At 64.5% G+C, this 19682-nt stretch carries 22 protein-coding genes; 14 read left to right on the forward strand and 8 right to left on the reverse strand.

Annotated elements, in window-relative coordinates:
• Positions 1 to 217: 217 nt before the first annotated feature.
• Together speA and ACXAF3_RS12110 are read right to left on the reverse strand one after the other, a co-directional pair.
• The gene (speA, locus tag ACXAF3_RS12105; protein ID WP_475112566.1) at positions 218 to 2140 is read right to left on the reverse strand and encodes a biosynthetic arginine decarboxylase; all 1923 of its coding nucleotides are present in this window, start codon (positions 2138 to 2140) and stop codon (positions 218 to 220) included.
• Positions 2141 to 2405: 265 nt separating this feature from the next.
• Positions 2406 to 3143, reverse strand: a complete 738-nt coding sequence (locus tag ACXAF3_RS12110; protein WP_475112567.1) for a DUF6515 family protein — start codon at positions 3141 to 3143, stop codon at positions 2406 to 2408.
• 363 nt (positions 3144 to 3506) lie between these two features.
• Between ACXAF3_RS12110 and panC the strand changes: the two genes are divergently transcribed.
• The 10 genes from panC to ACXAF3_RS12160 all read left to right on the forward strand — a co-directional run bounded on the left by panC (position 3507) and on the right by ACXAF3_RS12160 (position 10944).
• Positions 3507 to 4355, forward strand: coding sequence for a pantoate--beta-alanine ligase (gene panC / locus ACXAF3_RS12115; RefSeq protein ID WP_475112665.1), 849 nt, complete (start codon positions 3507 to 3509; stop codon positions 4353 to 4355).
• Between the two features lie 15 nt (positions 4356 to 4370).
• Entirely contained in the window at positions 4371 to 4757 is a 387-nt protein-coding gene (gene panD, locus ACXAF3_RS12120) for an aspartate 1-decarboxylase (protein ID WP_475112568.1), read from the forward strand.
• 344 nt (positions 4758 to 5101) lie between these two features.
• The gene (acs, locus tag ACXAF3_RS12125) at positions 5102 to 7039 is read left to right on the forward strand and encodes an acetate--CoA ligase (RefSeq protein WP_475112569.1); all 1938 of its coding nucleotides are present in this window, start codon (positions 5102 to 5104) and stop codon (positions 7037 to 7039) included.
• A 619-nt stretch (positions 7040 to 7658) separates the two neighbouring features.
• Complete coding sequence (locus ACXAF3_RS12130) at positions 7659 to 8147, forward strand: GNAT family N-acetyltransferase (protein WP_475112570.1); 489 nt, start codon at positions 7659 to 7661, stop codon at positions 8145 to 8147.
• A 2-nt stretch (positions 8148 to 8149) separates the two neighbouring features.
• Positions 8150 to 8596: a hypothetical protein gene (locus ACXAF3_RS12135; RefSeq protein WP_475112571.1), complete on the forward strand. Its 447-nt coding sequence runs from the start codon at positions 8150 to 8152 to the stop codon at positions 8594 to 8596.
• Positions 8593 to 9168 (forward strand): GNAT family N-acetyltransferase, encoded by a 576-nt coding sequence (locus ACXAF3_RS12140; RefSeq protein WP_475112572.1) that lies wholly within the window; start codon positions 8593 to 8595, stop codon positions 9166 to 9168. Before ACXAF3_RS12135 ends, ACXAF3_RS12140 begins: the two co-directional genes overlap by 4 nt.
• Before the next feature lie 26 nt (positions 9169 to 9194).
• A complete protein-coding gene (locus ACXAF3_RS12145; RefSeq protein ID WP_475112573.1) occupies positions 9195 to 9521 on the forward strand; it encodes a low molecular weight protein tyrosine phosphatase family protein in 327 nt (108 codons plus the stop codon).
• Positions 9522 to 10046, forward strand: a complete 525-nt coding sequence (locus tag ACXAF3_RS12150) for a DNA-deoxyinosine glycosylase (RefSeq protein WP_475112574.1) — start codon at positions 9522 to 9524, stop codon at positions 10044 to 10046. It begins immediately after the preceding gene.
• Between the two features lie 117 nt (positions 10047 to 10163).
• On the forward strand, positions 10164 to 10541 hold the full coding sequence (locus ACXAF3_RS12155) for a VOC family protein (RefSeq protein ID WP_475112575.1): 378 nt from the start codon (positions 10164 to 10166) through the stop codon (positions 10539 to 10541).
• A gap of 4 nt (positions 10542 to 10545) precedes the next feature.
• Entirely contained in the window at positions 10546 to 10944 is a 399-nt protein-coding gene (locus tag ACXAF3_RS12160; RefSeq protein WP_475112576.1) for a DUF6632 domain-containing protein, read from the forward strand.
• 7 nt (positions 10945 to 10951) lie between these two features.
• On the opposite strand, the gene ACXAF3_RS12165 is transcribed toward ACXAF3_RS12160, so the two are convergent.
• Complete coding sequence (locus ACXAF3_RS12165; RefSeq protein ID WP_475112577.1) at positions 10952 to 11767, reverse strand: DUF3298 and DUF4163 domain-containing protein; 816 nt, start codon at positions 11765 to 11767, stop codon at positions 10952 to 10954.
• Positions 11768 to 11871: 104 nt separating this feature from the next.
• Here ACXAF3_RS12165 and ACXAF3_RS12170 point away from each other — a divergent pair, with 104 nt between their 5' ends.
• The 3 genes from ACXAF3_RS12170 to ACXAF3_RS12180 all read left to right on the forward strand — a co-directional run bounded on the left by ACXAF3_RS12170 (position 11872) and on the right by ACXAF3_RS12180 (position 14703).
• Complete coding sequence (locus ACXAF3_RS12170) at positions 11872 to 12858, forward strand: serine/threonine protein kinase (RefSeq protein WP_475112578.1); 987 nt, start codon at positions 11872 to 11874, stop codon at positions 12856 to 12858.
• A 161-nt stretch (positions 12859 to 13019) separates the two neighbouring features.
• On the forward strand, positions 13020 to 13841 hold the full coding sequence (cysE, locus tag ACXAF3_RS12175; protein WP_475112579.1) for a serine O-acetyltransferase: 822 nt from the start codon (positions 13020 to 13022) through the stop codon (positions 13839 to 13841).
• Positions 13842 to 13902: 61 nt separating this feature from the next.
• Positions 13903 to 14703: a GNAT family N-acetyltransferase gene (locus ACXAF3_RS12180; protein ID WP_475112580.1), complete on the forward strand. Its 801-nt coding sequence runs from the start codon at positions 13903 to 13905 to the stop codon at positions 14701 to 14703.
• An 85-nt stretch (positions 14704 to 14788) separates the two neighbouring features.
• Here ACXAF3_RS12180 and epmA read toward each other — a convergent pair whose 3' ends face one another.
• From epmA to ACXAF3_RS12205, 5 genes are all read right to left on the reverse strand, one after another.
• Positions 14789 to 15742, reverse strand: coding sequence for an EF-P lysine aminoacylase EpmA (gene epmA / locus ACXAF3_RS12185; RefSeq protein WP_475112581.1), 954 nt, complete (start codon positions 15740 to 15742; stop codon positions 14789 to 14791).
• Positions 15743 to 15842: 100 nt separating this feature from the next.
• The gene (gene efp, locus ACXAF3_RS12190; protein WP_475112582.1) at positions 15843 to 16415 is read right to left on the reverse strand and encodes an elongation factor P; all 573 of its coding nucleotides are present in this window, start codon (positions 16413 to 16415) and stop codon (positions 15843 to 15845) included.
• 62 nt (positions 16416 to 16477) lie between these two features.
• Complete coding sequence (locus tag ACXAF3_RS12195; RefSeq protein ID WP_475112583.1) at positions 16478 to 17110, reverse strand: succinate dehydrogenase/fumarate reductase transmembrane subunit; 633 nt, start codon at positions 17108 to 17110, stop codon at positions 16478 to 16480.
• A 48-nt stretch (positions 17111 to 17158) separates the two neighbouring features.
• Positions 17159 to 17971 carry an aldolase gene (locus ACXAF3_RS12200; protein ID WP_475112584.1) on the reverse strand — a complete coding sequence of 271 codons (813 nt, stop codon included), beginning with the start codon at positions 17969 to 17971 and terminating at the stop codon, positions 17159 to 17161.
• Positions 17972 to 17990: 19 nt separating this feature from the next.
• The gene (locus tag ACXAF3_RS12205) at positions 17991 to 18713 is read right to left on the reverse strand and encodes a TenA family transcriptional regulator (RefSeq protein WP_475112585.1); all 723 of its coding nucleotides are present in this window, start codon (positions 18711 to 18713) and stop codon (positions 17991 to 17993) included.
• 209 nt (positions 18714 to 18922) lie between these two features.
• Between ACXAF3_RS12205 and ACXAF3_RS12210 the strand changes: the two genes are divergently transcribed.
• Positions 18923 to 19639: an autoinducer binding domain-containing protein gene (locus tag ACXAF3_RS12210; RefSeq protein WP_475112586.1), complete on the forward strand. Its 717-nt coding sequence runs from the start codon at positions 18923 to 18925 to the stop codon at positions 19637 to 19639.
• Positions 19640 to 19682 lie beyond the last annotated feature (43 nt).

Raw genomic sequence — 19682 nt, forward strand, 5'->3', positions numbered from 1 at the left:
TGGTACTGGGGGGGGGGTGTTTTCCCTTTCCCTTTTGGTTTTTTTTTGCCCCCCCCCTTCCCCCCTCCTTGGTTTCTTTTTTTCTTCTCCCTCCTTCCCCCCAGTCCCGCAAAGCGCCACCGGTATCAGGGCCTTCGCATCGAACTTAAGTTTTCTTTTCGATTATTGAACCTTATTTCTCAAAAATTCCGCGGCTATTTTTCGAAAGCGCCTGCGGCTATTTCTCAAAATAGGTATAACCACTCATGCTCGCGGTATAGGTGTGCAGTATCTGCTTGCGCTGCTGCGCTGTGATCCTGCCGTCCTTCACCGCCCGCTCCGCCAGCTTGCGGAAGCGCTCGAACAATTCCTGTGGCCGGTACTCCACGTAACTCAGCACATCGGAAATACTGTCGCCGTGAATCTCGCGGCTGTAGTCGAAGCTGCCGTCGTCGTGAATGCGCACGCTGATGACATTGGTATCGCCGAACAGGTTGTGCAGATCGCCCAGCGTCTCCTGATAGGCGCCGACCAGGAAGGTGCCGAGGATATAGTCCTCGCCGTCTTTCAGGTCGTGCAGCGGCAGCGTCTTCTGCTCCTCCTGGCGGCCGATAAAGCGGTCTATCTTGCCGTCGCAGTCACAGGTGATATCGGCGATGATCGCCGAGCGGGTCGGCGCCTCGTCCAGCCGGTGGATCGGCGCCAGCGGGAACACCTGATCTATGGCCCACATATCCGGCAGCGACTGAAACACGCTGACATTCGCGTAGTAGATATCCGACAGTACCTCGGGCAGTGCCTGCAGGTCCACCGGCACCTCCTCCGCTTCGTCGAGCAGTTTGCGGATCTGCTGTGCGCCCTGCAGAAACAGGTTTTCCGCGTTGGCGCGCTCGCGCAGGCTGACCTGGCCGTGCAGGTACAGGGAGCGCACCTCGTCGCGGTAGTAGAGGGCGTCGTTGTAGCTCTCCTGCAGGTTTTTCACATTGATGTTGTTCACCGCGTCCTGCAGGTTCAGCAGCATCTGGTGGTCGCCGTCGGCGATCTTCGTGTGCTCCAGCTCCACCGGCTCGAAGCGGGTGGTGTCGAGAATGTCGAACAGCAGTACCGACGAATAGGCGACGGTGGCGCGGCCGGACTCGGTGATGATGACCGGGTGCGCGACCCCCTCGCTGTCGAGCGTGCCCATAATCGCCTCGACCACGTCGACGCAGTACTCGTCCAGAGAGTAGTTCTTGGAGTGGGTGTAGTTGGTCTTGGAGCCGTCGTAGTCCACCGCCAGGCCGCCGCCGAGATCCAGGTAGCCCATGGCCGCCCCCTCCTCGACCAGGTCGGCGTAGTAGCGGCAGGCCTCCAGCACGCCGGTGCGGATATCGCGGATATTCGGTACCTGGGAGCCCAGGTGGTAGTGCAGCAGTTTCAGGCAGTCGAGCATGTCGTGCTCGCGCAGCTTGTCGACCATGGCGATCAGGTCGTTGCTGCCGAGGCCGAAGATGCTGCGGTCGCCGCTGGTGGCGTTCCAGTAGCCGCCGACCTTGGACGCCAGCTTGACCCGCGCACCGATATTGGGGCGCACCTTTTCGCGTTGGGCGCAGCGGATAATCGTGTCCACCTCCGACGGCGTCTCGACGACGAAGAACACCTGCACGCCGAGGCGCTGCGCCTGCAGGCCCAGGTTGATGAATTCCTCGTCCTTATAGCCGTTGCAGACGATCAGCGAATCGGTGTTGTCGAGGATCGACAGCGCCGCGATCAGCTCCGCCTTGCTGCCCGCCTCGAGGCCGTGGTTGAAGCGGCGCCCGGCGCTGGCGATCTCCTCGATCACCTGGCACTGCTGGTTCACCTTGATCGGGAAGACGCCGCGGAATACGTTGCGGTAGCCACAGTCCGCAATCGCGCGGGCGAAGGATTCGTTAATGCGCGCAACCTGCGCGTCGAGCAGGTTCTCTATGCGCAGCAGCAGCGGCAGGCCGAGGCCGCGCTCGGTGGCGCCGCGGGCGATATCCATCAGTGAAACGCTGTGGGTTTCGCCGGCGGAGTTTTCCACCTTGACGGTGATTTCCCCGGATTGGTTCAGGTCGAAATAGCCGGCGCCCCAATTGCGGATTCCGTAGAGCTCTGCCGAATCTTCGCACGTCCAGTCTTGTATTTGTTGCTGTTTCATGGCGCCTGTTCAGTTGTAAGTTGGCGGGGCGCGAATCTTGGGCCCAGAAGGGCTCGAAAGCAATAACTATAGATAAGAAAAAAGCGATTTTTTACCGAATAAAAATTAAATTTTTATTCGGTTTATGTTGTGAAAAAACAGGCGTCAGTGCAGGAAAAATGTTGAACATTTATTCAATTTAAAAATTTGGTGCGGGCGGAGACGAATACAAAAAAAGCGGCCCGGAGGCCGCTGGAGTTGGGGTGGAATGGATCGTGAAAACCGCTCAGTAATAGATGCCGGGGTTGGCGACCACGCGGTAGCCTCCGGCCGGGCCGTCCCACAGGTAGTAGGTGTCGTAGGCCACGTAGTAGTCCAGGCCGCCGAATACCACGGTCACCGCTGAGCTGGGCAGGCTGTACACCACCGCGCCGATCGGTGGGCGCGCGACGACGTAGCCGTGCTCGTGGGGGCGGTAGAAGATACCGTCGCTGTAGTAGAAGCCCAGCGCGCCGACGCTGATATGTACGAAACTGCGCGGCAGGTGTCTCCAGCGATAGCCGTAGCCGTAGTGCGCCGGGCGCCAGTGGGGCCGGTGGTGGCGGTAGCCGGGGCGGTAGCGGGGCCAGTGCGGGCGGTGGTGGCTCCACCTGTGACCCTGCCGGTAGCCCTGCTTGTACCCGTGCCTGTAGCCCTTCTCGTAGGCGCGCTTGCGTTTGTGGTGGCGCTCGTGTTTGCGGTGCTCGCGGTCGCGCTTGTGGTGGCGCTCGTGTTTGCGGTGGTCGCGGTCGCGCTTGTGGTGCCTGTCATCGCGGTGACCGCCGTGCTCGCGGCGCGGCCGGTGCTCGCGCTCGTGCCGCTCTTCCCGGGCTTTGGCGCGCTCGCGGTTGTACGCTTTGCGGAAGGCCGATCCGGTCAGGTCGGAATCCTGCTTGCCGCGCCAGCTGTGGCGGTCGTCGGCGAGCGCCGGCCCGGCGAGCAGCAGCAGGCCGGCGGTGGCGATGGCGGTGACTATCTGTTTCATGCGGATCTCCCGAGCACTGATGGCTCCTTGTTCGAGGCGGCGGCTCTCTGCGGAGCTGACGGCTCGCTGGGGCTGAAGGCTCTGCGATGCCGTCGGGGCGACCTCTGGTACTGTGGGGGCCAGTCTGCCGCGCGGTGACTGAATCTTTCCTGAACCGCGCGCAATCGGGTCCCGCGGTCTGCTGTGGGCCGGCGCCGGGAAACCGAAGGAAGATTCTAGTTTTTCGGCGTTGCCGGCAGATCGCGGCCTGTTTGCGGCGTTATTGCCGATTTTTGCCTGAGATCCGCTGTTTCCGGATATTGAGGCGCACCGGCGCAGCGAGTATGATGCCGCGCTGGTAAACGGAAAGCGGTAGTGATCGCGATGCAAGTCTTCCACCATGTGGCCAGCCTGCGCGAGGCGCTGGCGAAGGCCCGCAGCGACGGCAAGACCGTCGGCTTCGTGCCCACCATGGGCAATCTGCACGATGCCCATATCGAGCTGGTCAAGCTCGCCCAGCAGCACTGCGACCTGGTGGTGGTGTCCATCTTCGTCAACCGGCTGCAGTTTGGCCTGAACGAGGACTGGGACAAGTACCCGCGTACCATGGAGCAGGACATGGCGCGGCTGCGCGCGGCCGACTGCGACTTCCTGTTCCACCCGGACGAGAGCGAAATATATCCGAACGGCATGGACCAGCAGACCCGGGTGGTTTGCCCGGCGATGACCGATGTGCTCTGCGGCGCCAGCCGCCCGGGCCACTTCGAGGGGGTCACCACCGTCGTGGCCAAGCTGTTCAACATAGTGCAGCCGGATAAGGCGGTGTTCGGCATCAAGGACTTCCAGCAGCTGGCGGTGATCCGCCGCATGGTCGAGGATCTGTGTATCCCGGTGGAGATAGTCGCTGCGCCGGTGCACCGCGAGGCGGACGGCCTCGCGATGAGTTCGCGCAACAGCTACATCACCGCCGAGGAGCGCCCGAAGGTGGCGGTGCTGAATCAGTCGCTGAACTGGGTAAAGGGCGAGATAGAGAGCGGCCGCCGGGATTTCGCGGTACTGGAGACGGAGGCGAAGCAGCGTATCGAGCGGGCCGGCTTCCGCGTCGACTACTTCTCTATCTGCAACAGCAAGGATCTGCAACCGGCGGCCGACGACGACACGCAGATCACGATTCTCGGCGCCATCTATACCAGCGCTGCGCGCTTGATCGACAACGTATCCCTGGAACTCTGACGGGAGGTAAGCCAGATGCAAATCGAAATGCTGAAATGCAAGCTGCATATGGCCGCGGTGACCCAGGCCGAACTCTGGTACGACGGCTCCTGCGCGATCGACGAGGAGCTGGTGGAGCTGGCCGGCCTGCGCGAATTCGAGAAGATCGATATCTACAACGTCAGCAACGGCGAGCGCTTCCACACCTATGTGATCCTGGCCGAGCGCGGTTCCGGCATTATCTCGATGAACGGCGCCGCCGCGCGCCGGGTGCAGGTGGGCGACCGCATCATCATCGCGTCCTACGCGCGGATGACGGAAGCGGAGGCGGACAACTTCAAGCCGAAGCTGGTCTACCTGGACGAAAAGAACCGGGTCGAGCGCAGCACCAATACGATACCGGTGCAGCTGGCCGAGGCCTGATCCCCTTGGCGTAGGAGCGGCCGGTTGAGGAATTCCCGGCGGCCCGATCGCGGCCAACGGCCGCTCCTGCAGGGGGGTAATTCCTCCCCCCTGGCGGCGTGAAACCACCTTCACGCTGCCGACAGTCTCCCAACCTCCCTCAATCCCCGTCGCGGATTGGCACGCGATTAGTCTCTTTGACGGTGGAAGCGGGCCGCCGCCGGGCTATGATGCGAACTAGAATTGGCAGTCACGCTGTTTGACAGCGTTGTCATTCATTGCCCGGCAGTGTTATAACTGGCCGAGCGCCGCCGCGTTCCGATCGATCATCGACCGGCCAGATAATACTAATAAGGGAGAAGACGATGTCAGAAGTGCATACCCGCCCCGTGCCCGCAGACTTTGCCGCCAGCGCGCATATCAACGCGGATGACTACGAGAAAATGTACCGCCAGTCGGTGGAGGATCCGGATGCCTTCTGGGCGCAGCAGGCCAAGGACTTCCTGCGCTGGGAGAAGCCGTTCACCCGGGTCGTCGAGCAGGACCTGCAGCGCGGCCACGCGGCCTGGTTCGCCGACGGCCAGCTGAATGTGACCGTCAACTGTATCGACCGGCACCTGCCGGCCCGCGCCGAGCAGACCGCGATCCTCTGGGAGGGCGACGATCCGGCCGACAGCCGGCATATCAGCTACCGCGAACTGCACGAAAATGTCTGCCGCCTCGCGAACCTGCTGAAGGCCCGCGGCGTCGAGCGCGGCGACCGCGTCTGTATCTATATGCCGATGATTCCCGAGGCCGCCTACGCGATGCTCGCCTGCGCGCGTATCGGCGCCGTGCACTCGGTGGTCTTCGGCGGCTTCTCGCCGGACTCGCTGAAAGACCGCATCCTCGACTCCGACTGCCGCCTGGTCATCACCGCCGACGAGGGTGTGCGCGGCGGCAAGAAGGTGCCGCTGAAGGCGAATGTCGACCAGGCGCTGGCCAGCTGCCCGGACGTGCACACGGCCATCGTCGTCAAGCGCACCGGCGCCAATATCGACTGGGACAGCAAGCGCGATATCTGGTATGCCGAGTCTGTCGCCGAGATGGAGGCCGAGTGCGCGCCTGAGCCGATGAACGCCGAGGATCCGCTGTTTATCCTCTATACGTCCGGCTCCACCGGCAAGCCGAAGGGTGTGCTGCACACCACCGCCGGCTATCTGCTGATGGCGACGATGACATTCAAATACACCTTCGACTACAAGGAGGGCGACGTCTTCTGGTGCACCGCCGATGTGGGCTGGATCACCGGGCACAGCTATATCGTCTACGGCCCGCTGTGCGCCGGCGCCATCAGCCTGATGTTCGAGGGGGTGCCCACCTATCCGGACGCATCCCGCTGCTGGCAGGTGGTCGACAAACACAAGGTCAATATCTTCTACACGGCGCCGACCGCGATCCGCGCGCTGATGGGCGCCGGCGACGACTATGTGCGCAAGACCGAGCGCAGCTCACTGAAGCTGCTCGGCACCGTCGGCGAGCCGATCAACCCGGAGGCCTGGGAGTGGTATTTCAAGGTGGTCGGTGACGAGCGCTGCCCGATCGTCGACACCTGGTGGCAGACGGAGACGGGCGCCCACCTGATCACGCCGCTGCCCGGCGCGACGCCGCTGAAACCCGGCTCCGCGACCAGGCCCTTCTTCGGTGTGCAGCCGGCGCTGCTGGACGAGAAGGGCAATGAAATAGAGGGCGAAGGCGAGGGCGCGCTGGTCATGAAATCCAGCTGGCCGTCGATGATCCGCAGTGTCTTCGGCGACCACCAGCGCATGATCGACACCTATTTCTCCACCTTCCCCGGCTACTACTTCACCGGCGACGGTGCCCGCCGCGACGCCGACGGCTACTACTGGATCACCGGCCGCATCGACGATGTGCTGAACGTCTCCGGCCACCGTCTCGGCACCGCCGAGATCGAGAGCGCGATAGTGCTGCACGAGGACACCGCCGAGGCCGCCGTGGTCGGCTACCCGCACGATATCAAGGGCCAGGGCATCTACGCCTATGTGACGCTGAAGGCCGGCCACGAGCCGAGCGAGGCCTTGCGCCAGGAGCTGATCGATCTGTGCGTGAAGGAGATAGGTCCGATCGCGAAGCCGGATATCATCCAGTGGGCCCCGGGCCTGCCGAAGACCCGCTCCGGCAAGATCATGCGCCGCATACTGCGCAAGATCGCCTGCAACGAGCTGGATTCGCTCGGCGACACCTCGACGCTGGCGGATCCGTCCGTCGTCGACGAGCTGATAGCGCACCGCGCCAATCGCTGATCCAGTTTGAGCAAACGAAGCCGGGCATCAGTTTGTTGATGGAACTAGGGAACCTCTGAATAATTCCGCGATACCTCTGGCTTGCAGAGCGGTTCACAATCAAGGCGCGGCTTCGCAGGAATGTCTAGACCTTTCAAGAAGCCGCAACGCAGAGTGTGAATCGCTCTGCAAGCCCCGTAGGGCGGGGCCTGAAGGCTGCATCTGCTGCGTTGCAGCTCTTGCAAAGGGCCGGGCCATTCGCGGCGAGCTGCGCCTAACAGCTGCAGCCTTCAGGGCCCGCAGAGGCATTGCGGAATTATTCAGAGGTTCCCTAGAGCACCATTCTTAATGGGTGCTGTGGCGGCAAAGCACTGGGGCAAGGGATTCGAAAACGCTGTGAATACATCCCTGTACGCTCCGTCGGCGACATCCCTGTCGCCGACGGTTTCGAATCCCTTGCCCCAGCACTTTGCCTTCGATTCTGGTCGATAGGCTCTGTCAGAATTTAGAAGCCGGGCACTGCCCGGCTTTTTTGTGCAGTGAAATCCCGTACTATTGGGATCGGCAGTTGGTGCCGACCGCTCGCCTGCTCGATGCGGCGGCGCCCGCTGCCATCTGAAATACAACAGGGCCCAATAATATGCAGCTGCGCACGGCGACCATCGGCGATCTAGAACTGCTCCGCTACTGGGACCAGCAGCCCCATGTGATCGCGGCCGACCCCAACGACGACTGGGGCTGGGAGACGGAGCTGCTGCGCCACCCCGAATGGCGCGAGCTGTTGATCGCCGAGCTGGACGGGCGCCCGATCGGCTTTATCCAGATCATCGATCCGGCGCGGGAGGACAGCCACTACTGGGGCGATGTCGCTGACAACCTGCGCGCGATCGATATCTGGATCGGCGAGGCACAGGACCTGGGCCGCGGCTATGGCACGACGATGATGCGGCTGGCGCTGGAGCGTTGCTTCGCGCCGCCGGAGGTCAGCGCGGTGCTGATAGATCCGCTGGCGAGCAATGTGCGTGCACACCGCTTCTACGAAAGAATGGGTTTTCGCTTTGTCGAGCGGCGCCAGTTTGGCGAGGATGACTGTTTTGTCTATCGGCTGGACCGTACCGGCTGGAAATAGAAATGCGCACACTTTTGGGGGGAAGCATTGCGGTGACCGAACAGCAGTATCTCTGTGAACACTACCGTTTCAACGCCGAGCAGCGCCTGAAGGGCTTCAATTTCTTCGTGCTGCTGTCGATGTTCGCCGAGGGTGGTATCTTCACCGCCGTCGAGAAGGGCTTCCACCCGCTGAGCCTGGCGCTGCTCGGCGGCTTTGTCGTGATTCTGTCGGCGGTGTTCTGGCTGGTGGACGCGCGCAGCCGCGAGCTGCTGAGCCTCGCGGTGCCGGGATTGAAACGGCTGGAGCGGGATCTGCCGGAGAGCAGCCGCGTCTTTTCCCGCGACAGTGCGCGCAAGGGCAGGGTGGTGCGCTATACCTTCGCGATCCGCGCGCTGTTGATCGGCCAGTTTATCTTCGGTGCCGGCGTGGCCTGCTACGGTCTCTACCACTGGGCGTTTGCGCGGTGAATCCGGACAAGCTCGGCACCCGCCTGCCGACCCTGGCCGGCGATGGGGTGACACTGCGCTGGCTGGGCGACGCGGATATGCCGGCGCTGGCGGCGATATTCGCCGATCCGCAGGTGGTGCGCTATATGGCGACAGAGCCGCTGGACACGCGCGCGGCGGCGGAGCAGTACCTGCTGTCGATTCGCGAGGGCTTCCTCGAGGGCAGCCTCTACCAGTGGGGGATAGAGTGCGACGGGGCGCTGATCGGCACCTGCACACTGGCGGGTATCGATCGGAAAAACCGCCGCGCCGAAATCGGCTTTGCACTCGGTCGCGCACACTGGGGGCGCGGCCTGATACTGCGCGCGCTGCCGGCGCTGATCGACTTCGCCTTCGGGCCGCTGGGCCTGCACCGCATCGGCGCCGATGTGGACCCGCGCAATAGCGCCTCTATCCGCGTGTTGGAAAAACTCGGTTTCCGGCGCGAGGGCCTGCAGCGCGAGTGCTATTTTCATATGGGCGAGATTCAGGATGCGCTGCTGTTCGGCCTGCTCGCGCGCGACTGGGCCGCCGGCACACACCGCCGCGGCTGAACGCCTTTTTTGCCGGGTAGCGAAATGTGAAGCTGCTGTTCGTCTGCACCGAAAACCGGCTGCGCAGCCCGACCGCGGAGGCGGTATTTGCGCAGTACCCGGGTGTCGAGTCCGCCAGCGCCGGCGTCAGTCCGAGCGCGGTCAGGGTCGTCGAGCGGGATCTGATCCAATGGGCGGATATCGTGTTCGCGATGGAGCGCTATCAGTGCGATCTGCTGTGCGAACGCTTCGCGGACCTGTTCGCCGACAGGCCGCCGGTGTGCCTCGATATTCCGGATATCTTCGGCTATATGGAGCCGCGGCTGGTGGAGCTGCTGAAAATCAAACTCGCCCCCTATATCGACGAGGCCTGAGTGCCGGCGCACGATCCGATGCCCCATGTGCACAGCTTCGCACCCATAGCCGCGCCGGACGCGACGCGTCTGATACTCGGCTCTATGCCGGGCGCGGCGTCGCTGCGCGCGCAGCGCTACTACGCCCACCCGCGCAACGCCTTCTGGCCGCTGGTCACGGCTGCGCTGGCGCTGGACGCCGGCCTCGACTACGAACAGTGCTGCCGCGCGCTGATTGCCAAGCGCATCGCGCTGTGGGATGTGCTGCAAAGCTGCACCCGCGCAGGCAGCCTGGACTCGGCCATCGTCGCCGCGTCGATAGTGCCGAACGACTTCGCCGAATTTTTCTCCCGCCACCCGCGGATTGGCAAGCTGTACTTCAACGGCGCCAAGGCGGAGCAGCTGTACAGGCGTTACGTGCGGCCGGGCTTGCCGGCGCCCTTCCGGAACATTCCCGCCGAGCGGCTGCCGTCGACCAGCCCGGCGCACGCGTCGCTGAACTTTGCGCAGAAGTTGGCGTGCTGGCGCGCGATTGCAGATCGTTGATTCCGGTCATAAGGGCCGCCGGAATTGCGGCGCCGCTGTCCCGGATATCCACTACTCTATATTCGATCTGCGCGCGCCGGCGCGCCGGGGTTTGCATCGAAACGGAGGGATAGCGCGATGCTGGACCATATAGGTGTCCATGTGCACAGCTACGAACGCAGCAAGGAATTCTACCGCCTGGCGCTGGCGCCGCTCGGCTATGAGCTGATTCTCGAGTACGACGACTGGGCCGGATTTGGCTGGGCCGACAAACCGGATTTCTGGATCAGGGGCGGCAAGAGTACCGCGCCGAGCCTGCATATCGCCTTCCGCGCCGAGGACAGGGACACGGTGCGTGAATTCCACAAGGTGGCGCTGGAGGCTGGCGGCAGGGACAAGGGCGCGCCCGGCGTGCGCGGGCAGTACCACGCGGACTACTACGCCGCCTATGTGTTGGACCCGGATGGCCACAATATCGAAGTCGTGTGCCATATCCCCGCGGACCTGCAGGAGTAATCCGATGAATGCCGCAACCAGGCTCAAATATCTGAAGGTCGCGCTGGTCATTTTCGGGCTGATTTTTATCTTCGGCATCTACCCGATGATGATGTGGGTCTGGCCCTCCGGCTGGGGGTGGACGCCGCGACAGCCGGAGTACGAGCAGATGATCGCGGGCATCTACGCGACCCTGGGCGTATTCCTGATTCTCGCCGCCAGGGATCCGACGGCCAACGCCAGCCTGATCTGGTTTACCGTCTGGTCGAGCATAGTGCACGGCGGCATCATGTTCGTGCAGGCGCTGGCGGACGCGACGGAGCGGGCCAACCTGCTCGGCGATGTGCCGGCGCTGTTTCTGGTCGCGGCGGTGCTCTGGTACCTGATGCCGAAAAAACCCGCGCCTGATCCGCGCCGGGACTGAGAGCGATTTATTCGGTGACCTGCCCGGGCAGATACCGCGCGCGAATCACGCCGCGCAAATCCTCCCAGGGGATCGTCAATTGCACCGGGCCCAGGGCATAGGGCCCCAGCACATAGACGTCGTACTGCAGCACCAGGCCTTCGTCGTCGAGGCGGAAATCTTCGCTGCGCTGGAAGGGCCAGCTTTTGCGGTATTCCAGGTCGGCTCCCGGCTGGTCGCGCAGCCAGCGCCGGTGCGCCGCCTCGGCCGCTCTCCAGAAGGCCTTCCCCTCGCCCTCGCGGATCACCTGTTCCAGTGACACCCACTCATTCGCCGCCAGGTCCCAATTGAGCCAGTTGACCGTCGGTATCCCGTGGGCGCCGCCGGTATAGAGGTAGGTGCCGATCTCGACGGTGAGCAGCTTCTTGCGGCGGGACAGGCGCTGGGCCTCGCCGGTGAGCTGCCAGCGGGCGCTGCTGATGCCCTCGGCCCGCGCCGCTTCGGCGAGAAACTGGTCGGCGACTTCCTCCAGGTTGATGGCGGATGCCCGATCCTCACCATTGCCCTGCAACTGGCGGATCAGTGACTCGAGAATTGCTTTGTTCAGCGCGGGCCGCTGCTCGAACACCTCGCGCGTGACGGAGACCACCGCGCACTGCTGCTCGCCGGTGCAGTCGCTCGCCCGGCGCTCGAAGGTCTCCAGCCTGGATGCCAGCTTGCCGATCGGCGCCTGGCTGTCCGTGGAGGCGGGCTCCCGCCCACCGTCGCAACCGGCCAGGCACAGCAGTGCGGTGAGGGTGGCGATGGCGGCCGTGGCTGTTGCGGCGCTGTTTCTCGTGGGCATCGGAGCTCCTGTCGGCAGGGTTCGGGGAGTTGTGGGTTTGCCGGTTTGTCGCCGGCGTGCGCGCCGCGTTAGCATAGCTGTCCTAGAGAGTCCCGGGATAGGTTATGCCCCAGAACCACCACCCCTACGAAGCCCTTACGCCGGACGTGGTTATCGACTGCGTCGAGAGCGCCGGCCTGATTTCCGACGCGCGTATCTTCCCGCTGAACAGCTATGAAAACCGCGTCTACCAGGTGGGCATCGAGGGCGGCGAGCCGCTGATCGCCAAATTCTACCGCCCCGGGCGCTGGAGCGACGCGCAGATCCTCGAGGAACACCAGTTTACGCTGGAGCTGGCGGCAGCGGAAATTCCCGTCGTCGCGCCACTCGAGCTGGGCGGCCGCACGCTGCTGGAGGCGCACGGGTTTCGCTTCGCGCTCTTCCCGCGCCGCGGCGGCCGCCAGCTGGAGCTGGACAACTTCGAGCACCTGGAACAGGTGGGCACCATGCTCGGGCGCATCCACGCGATCGGCGCGGCGCGCCCGTTCCGGTTCCGCCCGGCGCTGACGCTGCAGCACTTCGCGATAGACAGCCGCGAGTTTATCCTCGCCGGCGATTTCCTGCCGCGGGAGAACCGCGACGCCTACGCGTCGGTCAGCGCCCATCTGATCGAGCAGATAGCGCCGCTGTTCGAGCGCGACTGGCCGGTGCTGCGCCTGCACGGCGACTGCCACAGCGGCAATTTTCTGTGGCGCGACGACACGCCCTGGTTTGTGGATCTGGACGACTGCCTGACCGGCCCGGCGATACAGGATATCTGGATGCTGATCTCCGGCAATCGCGCCGAGCAGACCGCCTACCTGGACGCGGTGATCGAGGGCTACGAGACCTTCGCCAGCTTCGACGCGCAGCAGTTGCAGCTGATCGAGCCGCTGCGCTGCCTGCGCCAGATGCACCACGCCGCCTGGCTGGCGCGGCGCTGGCAGGACCCGGCTTTCCCGCAGGCGTTTCCCTGGTTCAATACCCCGCGCTACTGGGCCGAGCATATACTGGCGCTGCGCGAACAGCAGGCGGCGCTGATGGAGCCGCCGCTGACCCTCGGCGCGGTATAAGGCGAAGTGAGATTTCGATAACTGCAGGATGGGCAAGGGAGCGCAGCGACCTGCCCATCTTCAGGATTGATGGGCAGGTTGCGCTTTGCCCATCCTACCACCTGACTTGGGGAAGGGGCTTTGCATCACTTTAATGCCACTCTGTTAGAGAACTCGTAACAATGGAAGCGATTCGAAACGAAACCCAGGCGGACAAGCTCTGGCAGCAGATCCGCGCCGATGTGGCCCGGCAGGTGGAGCGGGAGCCGATACTGGCGAGCTTTCTGCACGCGACGATACTGAACCACAACACGCTGGAATCGGCGCTCAGTTTTCACCTGGCCAACAAGCTCGACAACGCGGTGGCGCCGGCGCTGCTGATCCGCGAGGTGATCGACGAGGCGCTGGCCGCGGACCCGGCCATAGGGCGCGCCGCGCGCGCCGACCTCGCCGCCGTCTACCAGCGGGATTCCGCCTGTAACGCCCACTACGAACCCTTCCTTTTTTTTAAGGGTTTCCACGCGCTGCAGGCCTACCGCGTGGCCCACTGGCTGTGGCAGCAGCAGCGCCGCTCCCTGGCGCTGTTTCTGCAACACCGCATCTCGGTGGTGTTCGGTGTCGATATACACCCGGCCGCGCGGCTGGGCGAGGGCATACTGCTCGACCACGCCACCGGTATCGTAATCGGCGAGACCGCCGTGGTCGAAAACAACGTATCGATCATGCAATCGGTCACCCTCGGCGGTACCGGCAAGGAGGGCGGCGACCGCCACCCGAAGGTGCGCTGCGGCGTGCTGATCGGCGCCGGCAGCAAGGTGCTCGGCAATATCGAGATAGGCCAGTGCGCGCAGATCGCGTCCGGCAGTGTGGTGCTCAAGTCGGTGCCGGCGCACAAGCTGGTCGCCGGCGTGCCGGCGCGGGTCATCTGCAGGGCCAGCTGTGAGGCGCCGGCGCTGTCGATGGATCACTGCGCCCTGTCCCAGGTCGAGAAACAGCTGCCCTGAAGGAGCCGGTTGCGCTGTTACGCCGCCCGCGCGATGCGAAACGACGGCTATCCTTACAGGCATGAAATACAGTCTCAGCGCCAAAAACCTCGTCTGCCGCAATCTGGAGGCCCGCGCCGGCTACTGCGCGGACCTGTTGAATCCGGACCATACCAAGGAAATTACCGGTGTGCTGCGCAGTGACAGCGGCCTGTTGTCGTACACCTTCAATCAGGCGGTAACCAATACCGTGATGCCGACGCGCATCCTGCAGCGTTTCGTCGTCGACTATTTCGCCGAGCGCCACAGCCCCTTCACGTTGTGGCACTGCGCGAGCAAGTTTCCCGACGACGGCGAACTGGCGGAGCTGGGGCTGAAGCGCCGGGAGTCGATGGTGGCCATGGCGGTCGAGGTGCAGCGCCTGGCGGAGGACGACGGGCTGCCGGAGGCATTGCACGGCAAGCTGGAGTTTGCGCCCGCCACCGGTGAAGCCTTGACCGCCTATGGCGAGTTGCAGGCGGCGATCTACGACGGTGCGCGCGAGGGGCCGCAGATCAAGAAGTTCTACCACCTGCTGCAGGAAATACCGGAGCAGAAGCGCAGCCGCCTGAAATTCTTCCTCGGCAAACTGGAGGGCAGGGCGGTGGCCGGCGGCTGTCTGTTCGCGTCCGCCGATGCGCTCGGCTTCTACGATTTGATGACGCTGGAGGAATATCGTGGCCGCGGCATCGGTCGTGCGCTTTTCCATCACCTGGTGGGCCAGGCCCTGCACAGCCACCACAAACACGCGGTGGCACTGGCGCCGGCGCAGCGGCAGCAGCTGCTGCTGGACGCCGGCTTCTTCGCCGTCGGCGAGGTGGCCCAGTACCGCTTCGAGCCCTAGGGAACCTCTGAATAATTCCGCGATACCTCTGCAAGCCCCGCAGAGAGGCTATGTAGTTATTCAGAGGTTCCCTAACTACCGCCTGTCAGGCGCGCGCTATCGGAAACGCGATCACGTCGTCGATGTTTGAATAGCCGCCGGCCAGCATCAGCAGGCGGTCGACCCCCAGCGCGACGCCGGCGCAGTCCGGCATTCCGGATTCCAGCGCCGCCACCAGCCGTTCCTCGAACGGGTAGACGTGCCGCTTGCGCACCGCGCGGTCGCGGTGGTCGGCCTGGAAGCGGCGCAGCTGTTCGCCGGCGTCGGTCAGTTCCCAGTAGCCGTTGGCCAGCTCCAGCCCGTGCACATAGGCCTCGAAACGGCGCGCGACCGGGGTGCCGGTTTCGTCCTCGACCACCTTCGCCAGCGCCGCCTGGCTGGCCGGGAAGTCGTACAGCAGCGTGATACCGTCGCCCATCGCCGGTTCCAGCCGGTGGCTCATCAGCAGATCCAGGCACTCGTCGCGGTTCTCCGGCACGAAGGACAGGTCCACCTCGCGCGCCACGCAGGCGCGCAGCGCCTCCTCGGAGGCAGTGTGCGGGTCCAGCGCCAGCTCTCGCAGGAACAGCTCCCGGTAACTCAGTGACTGCACCCGCTCCAGGCCCAACACCAGGCAGAGCAGCTCGCCGACCTCGCCCATCAGCTGGCGCTCGTCCCAGCCGCAGCGGTACCACTCGAGCATCGTGAATTCCGGATTGTGCCGACCGCCGGCCTCGCCCTCGCGAAACGCCTTGCCGAGGTAGTAGCAGTCCCCGAGCCCTGCGGCGAGCAGGCGCTTGAGGCCGAATTCCGGGCTGGTGGCCAGGTAGGCGGGCTCGCCGTTACACAGCGCGGTGATCGATTCGATATGCGGATCGCTGGTGGCGCGGCGGGACAGCACCGGCACCTCCACTTCGAGCACGTCGCGCTCGGCGAAGAAGCGGCGGATATCCGCCAGCAGCGCGCCGCGCCGGCGCAGGGCCTCGGTGGAGGCGGTGGGTTGCCAGGATGTGTCAGTCATTTTTCGGAGGGTTCACGCAGGAGCGGCCCATGGCCGCGATCGGACTCCCCGGAGCCCGATCGCGGCCATGGGCCGCTCCTGCAAAATGGGTAAAGGAGAATCAGTCTTCCTTGGCGCGGCCCAGGTATTCACCGGTGCGGGTGTCCACCTTGATCGTCTCGCCGATCTCCAGGAACAGCGGTACCTTGACCACGGCGCCGGTGGACAGGGTGGCGGGCTTGGTGCCGCCCTGGGCGGTGTCGCCGCGCAGGCCCGGGTCTGTGTCGGTGATCTCCAGGATCACGTGGTTCGGCGGGGTCACCGCCAGGGGGGCGCCGTTGTACAGGGTCACGGTGCAGACGTCCTGCTCCTTCAGCCACTTGGCGGCGTCGCCGACGGCGGCGGCGGAGGCCTGGTGCTGCTCGAAGGTCTCCGGCTCCATAAAGTGGTAGAACTCGCCGTCGTTGTACAGGTACTCCATTTCCCGGTCCATCACATCGGCGGCCTCGAGGCTCTCGCCGGAGCGGAAGGTGCGCTCCCAGACCCTGCCGGTCTTCAGGTTGCGCAGCTTGACGCGGTTGAACGCCTGACCCTTGCCGGGTTTGACGAATTCGTTTTCGACGATGGAGCAGGGGTCGCCGTCGAGCATCACCTTGAGGCCGCTCTTGAATTCGTTGGTGGAGTAACTAGCCATAAAAATGAAAATCCCAGTGATCGTCAGTTGATAGCGGGGGATTATACAGGAGCGGCGCGGCCTTAACGAACCGCGGCGGCCGGCGGGCAGTCGCCGAGGCAGTAGTCCGCCGGTATCCGCACCGGGTAGAGGGCGCCGCTAAATGTCGCGACTATGGTGACGGCCAGCAGCAGGCCGAGGGTCATGGTGCCCAGGGCGGCCCGGTCGAGCGACTGCGGAGGCAGGTGCCGGCGCAGCAGCCAGCGCAGGCCGCAGGCCAAGTGGGTGAAATAGGCCAGCACCGCGAGGGAGTAGTAGGGCACGAAAAAGGCCGGGTAGGCGCCGGGCTGGAGTCCCGCGGCGGCGAAATAGAAATTGGTGTCCAGGCCCTGCACCGTCCGGCCGTAGAGCACTGCACCGAGGTGGAAGAGCAGGAAGAAGGCCAGGTAGGCGCCGGAGGCGGCCTGGGCGCGGTCGAAGAAACCGCGCCGCCGGCCGCGGCGGCGGAGGATGAAAGTGATGCCGGAGCCCACCTGGAAAAGCACACAGGCCAGCAACAGCGGCTCCACCAGCCAGCTCCGGTAGACACTGCGGTAGCTGTCCATAAAGGCGATGTGCGCCTCCACCCCGCCCAGCGCGGCCAGGTGGTTGGCCAGGTGGAAGACCAGGTAAAGGCTGATCAGCAGCGCCGAAATACGGTGTAACCTGTGCAACATTGACCTAACTCCATACCTCCAGAAGCCACGGCGACCGCCGCGCGGCGGTCAACTCAGGGGGTCCACGGCGCCCGGCGGCAGGGCCCGTAGCGCGCGCCGGGCGTAGTAGGAGAAGGTGGCCGCGGTGCGCTTCTCCTGCAACACCCAGTCGTGGGCCTCGCGCGCCAGCTGCGGATCTATGTCGCGCACCTGGCCCGCCGACTCGGCCAGCAGCTGCAGGCGCGCGGCCCGCTCGCACTGGATTGCCAGCACGCAGGCCTCCTCCACCGAGCGGCAGGCCACCACCAGCCCGTGGTGCGCCAGCAGCGCCGCGCGCCTGTTCCCCAGGGCCGCGGCGATGATCTCCCCTTCGCTGTTGCCCACCGGCACGCCGGGCCACTCCTGCAGGAAAGCCACCTCCTCGTGCAGCGGGCAGGTGTCCATATGGGAGACCTTCAGCGGCCGGCTCAGCATCGACAGCGCGGAAATGTGCAGCGGGTGGGTGTGCACTATGCAGCGCACATCCGGCCGCGCGCGGTAGATCCACGAGTGGAAGCGGTTGGCCGGGTTGGCCATGCCCTCGCCGGACAGCACCTGCAGATCCTCGTCCACCGCGAGCAGGTTCGACGCGGTGATCTCGTCGAACCCCAGGCCGAGGCGCTGGGTGTAGTAGGTGCCCGGAGCCTGGGCCCGCGCGGTGATCTGGCCGGCCAGGCCCGAGTCGTGCCCCTGGGCGAAGAGTATGTGGCAGGTGAGCGCCAGCTTCTCCCGCAGGGACCAGCCGGGCGTGTCCAGGTGTCGGCGCATTTCGTCCCGGGCGCGGTGGACCAGCTCCTCCTTGCCCATGGACAGGGTTTCACCCCTGGTTTTCTCCTCAGTCACTGTCATCTCCTCCGCGAATTCAGGCGGGAATGGCTTCGGGCTCCGCGGCCGCGAGCACCGGCTGCGAGGCGCGGTAGGCCGTCTCGATGGCGTCGAAGAAGCGCAGCCGGGCCTCCACCAGGTCGCTGCCGGCGCCGAGCATAATGTCGAGCTGCCCGGGGTCGATGGTTGCGATATCCACCATGATGTCGCGGATGGTTTCGGCGTGGCCGTCGTCGCACTCTATGTGCAGCAGGAAGAACTCTATGTCCGCGTCCGCCACACCGCAGGAGCGGAAGCCGGCGACTATGTCGCTGTAGAGCGCCGGCACCAGTGCCTCGGCGCCCAGGCACAGGGCGCCGAGGCCGGCGCTGGGTCTGGAGTCGCGGCAGTGGCGGAACATGGTGTCGATCAGCTGGCGGGTGCCGGCCAGGGGCTCGGTGTCCCCCAGGTGCACCCCGAAGCGGTCGAGCATCGAGCGGTAGATCAGGTGGTGGGGCTGGGGGCTGCCCGGTTCCAGACCCAGTTCCTCGAACAGGTTTTCCGCCAGTGCCAGTACCTCGTCGTTGCCCGGGAGGTTGGCCATCATCGCGCACAGGTAGCGGGTGAAATAGGTGCTGTAGAGCCCCTGCTGGGCCAGGAAAATTTTCAGTTCATCCAGTTCGATGGCGCCCTCGCGGCAGCGCCGCAGAAAGGGGTGGGAGCGCAGGCGTTCGATCAGGGCGCTCTTGCCGGCCTCGAGCAGTTCAAGATGCATATCCATTGACTGTTTTCTCCTTGTAACTTGGGGTTGGTGTGTGCCCGGTTTCCCGAACAGGGGCGGGGCCCGGGGAGGTACTCCGTCACGAAATGGCAAATTGTTTCTCCTGTTTGTCATCTGGTTGCGCTACTATCGAGTGGTTTCTGCAGGAAAAGCAGAATAATCTTTCGATTTTTCTCTATCTGTTGGGAGAAACAGCCTTGTGCCCGCGAATGGAAGTGATTCGGGCCCTGCCTGACCTCTTGGCCGCGCAGACCATCGACCAGGTGAAGGAGCGTATCCAGCGGTCCGTCAGCGCCATAGGTTTTGACTTTTACCTGATTGGCCTCGAAAACCCCGCCGCGCCCGACGGCACCCGCTACGGCGTGCAGACCAATTACCCGCGGGACTGCGTGGAGCGCTACAACCGCCTGCAGTGGGTGAGGCGGGATCCGGTGGTGCGCCACTGCCGGCAGTCGCCGGTGCCGATGATCTGGCACCGGGAGCACTTTCCCGGCGAGGCCTGCGAGCTGTACGAGGAGTCCGCCGCCCACGGCATCGCCACCGGTGTGGCCACGGCGCTGCGCGGCGCGCGCCAAAGCCGGGCGATGATGATCTCGGTGGCCAACGGCGCCTCCTTTAACGAGCGGGTGGGGGCCTGGCTGACCGAGACAATGCCCACCATCCAGCTGCTGGCGTCCTACGCCTACGAGGCGATAGCGCGCATCGAGGAAGTCGATGCGGCGGCGGACATAGGCCTGACCCCGCGCGAGAGCGAATGCCTGCACTGGGCGGCGGTCGGCAAGACGTCCTGGGAGATCTCGCGCATTCTCAGCTGCTCCGAGGCGACGGTGAATTTCCATTTCCGCAACATCATTCATAAGCTGGGTGTCTCCAACCGGCGCCAGGCCGTGGCCCGCGCCCTGTCCCTGGGGCTGATCCGGCCCTAGCCCGGATTCCTCCCAATCTCCTACTGCGGCGGCCCCAGAGCGC

The organism is Microbulbifer sp. ABF4_143, assembly GCF_056160225.1.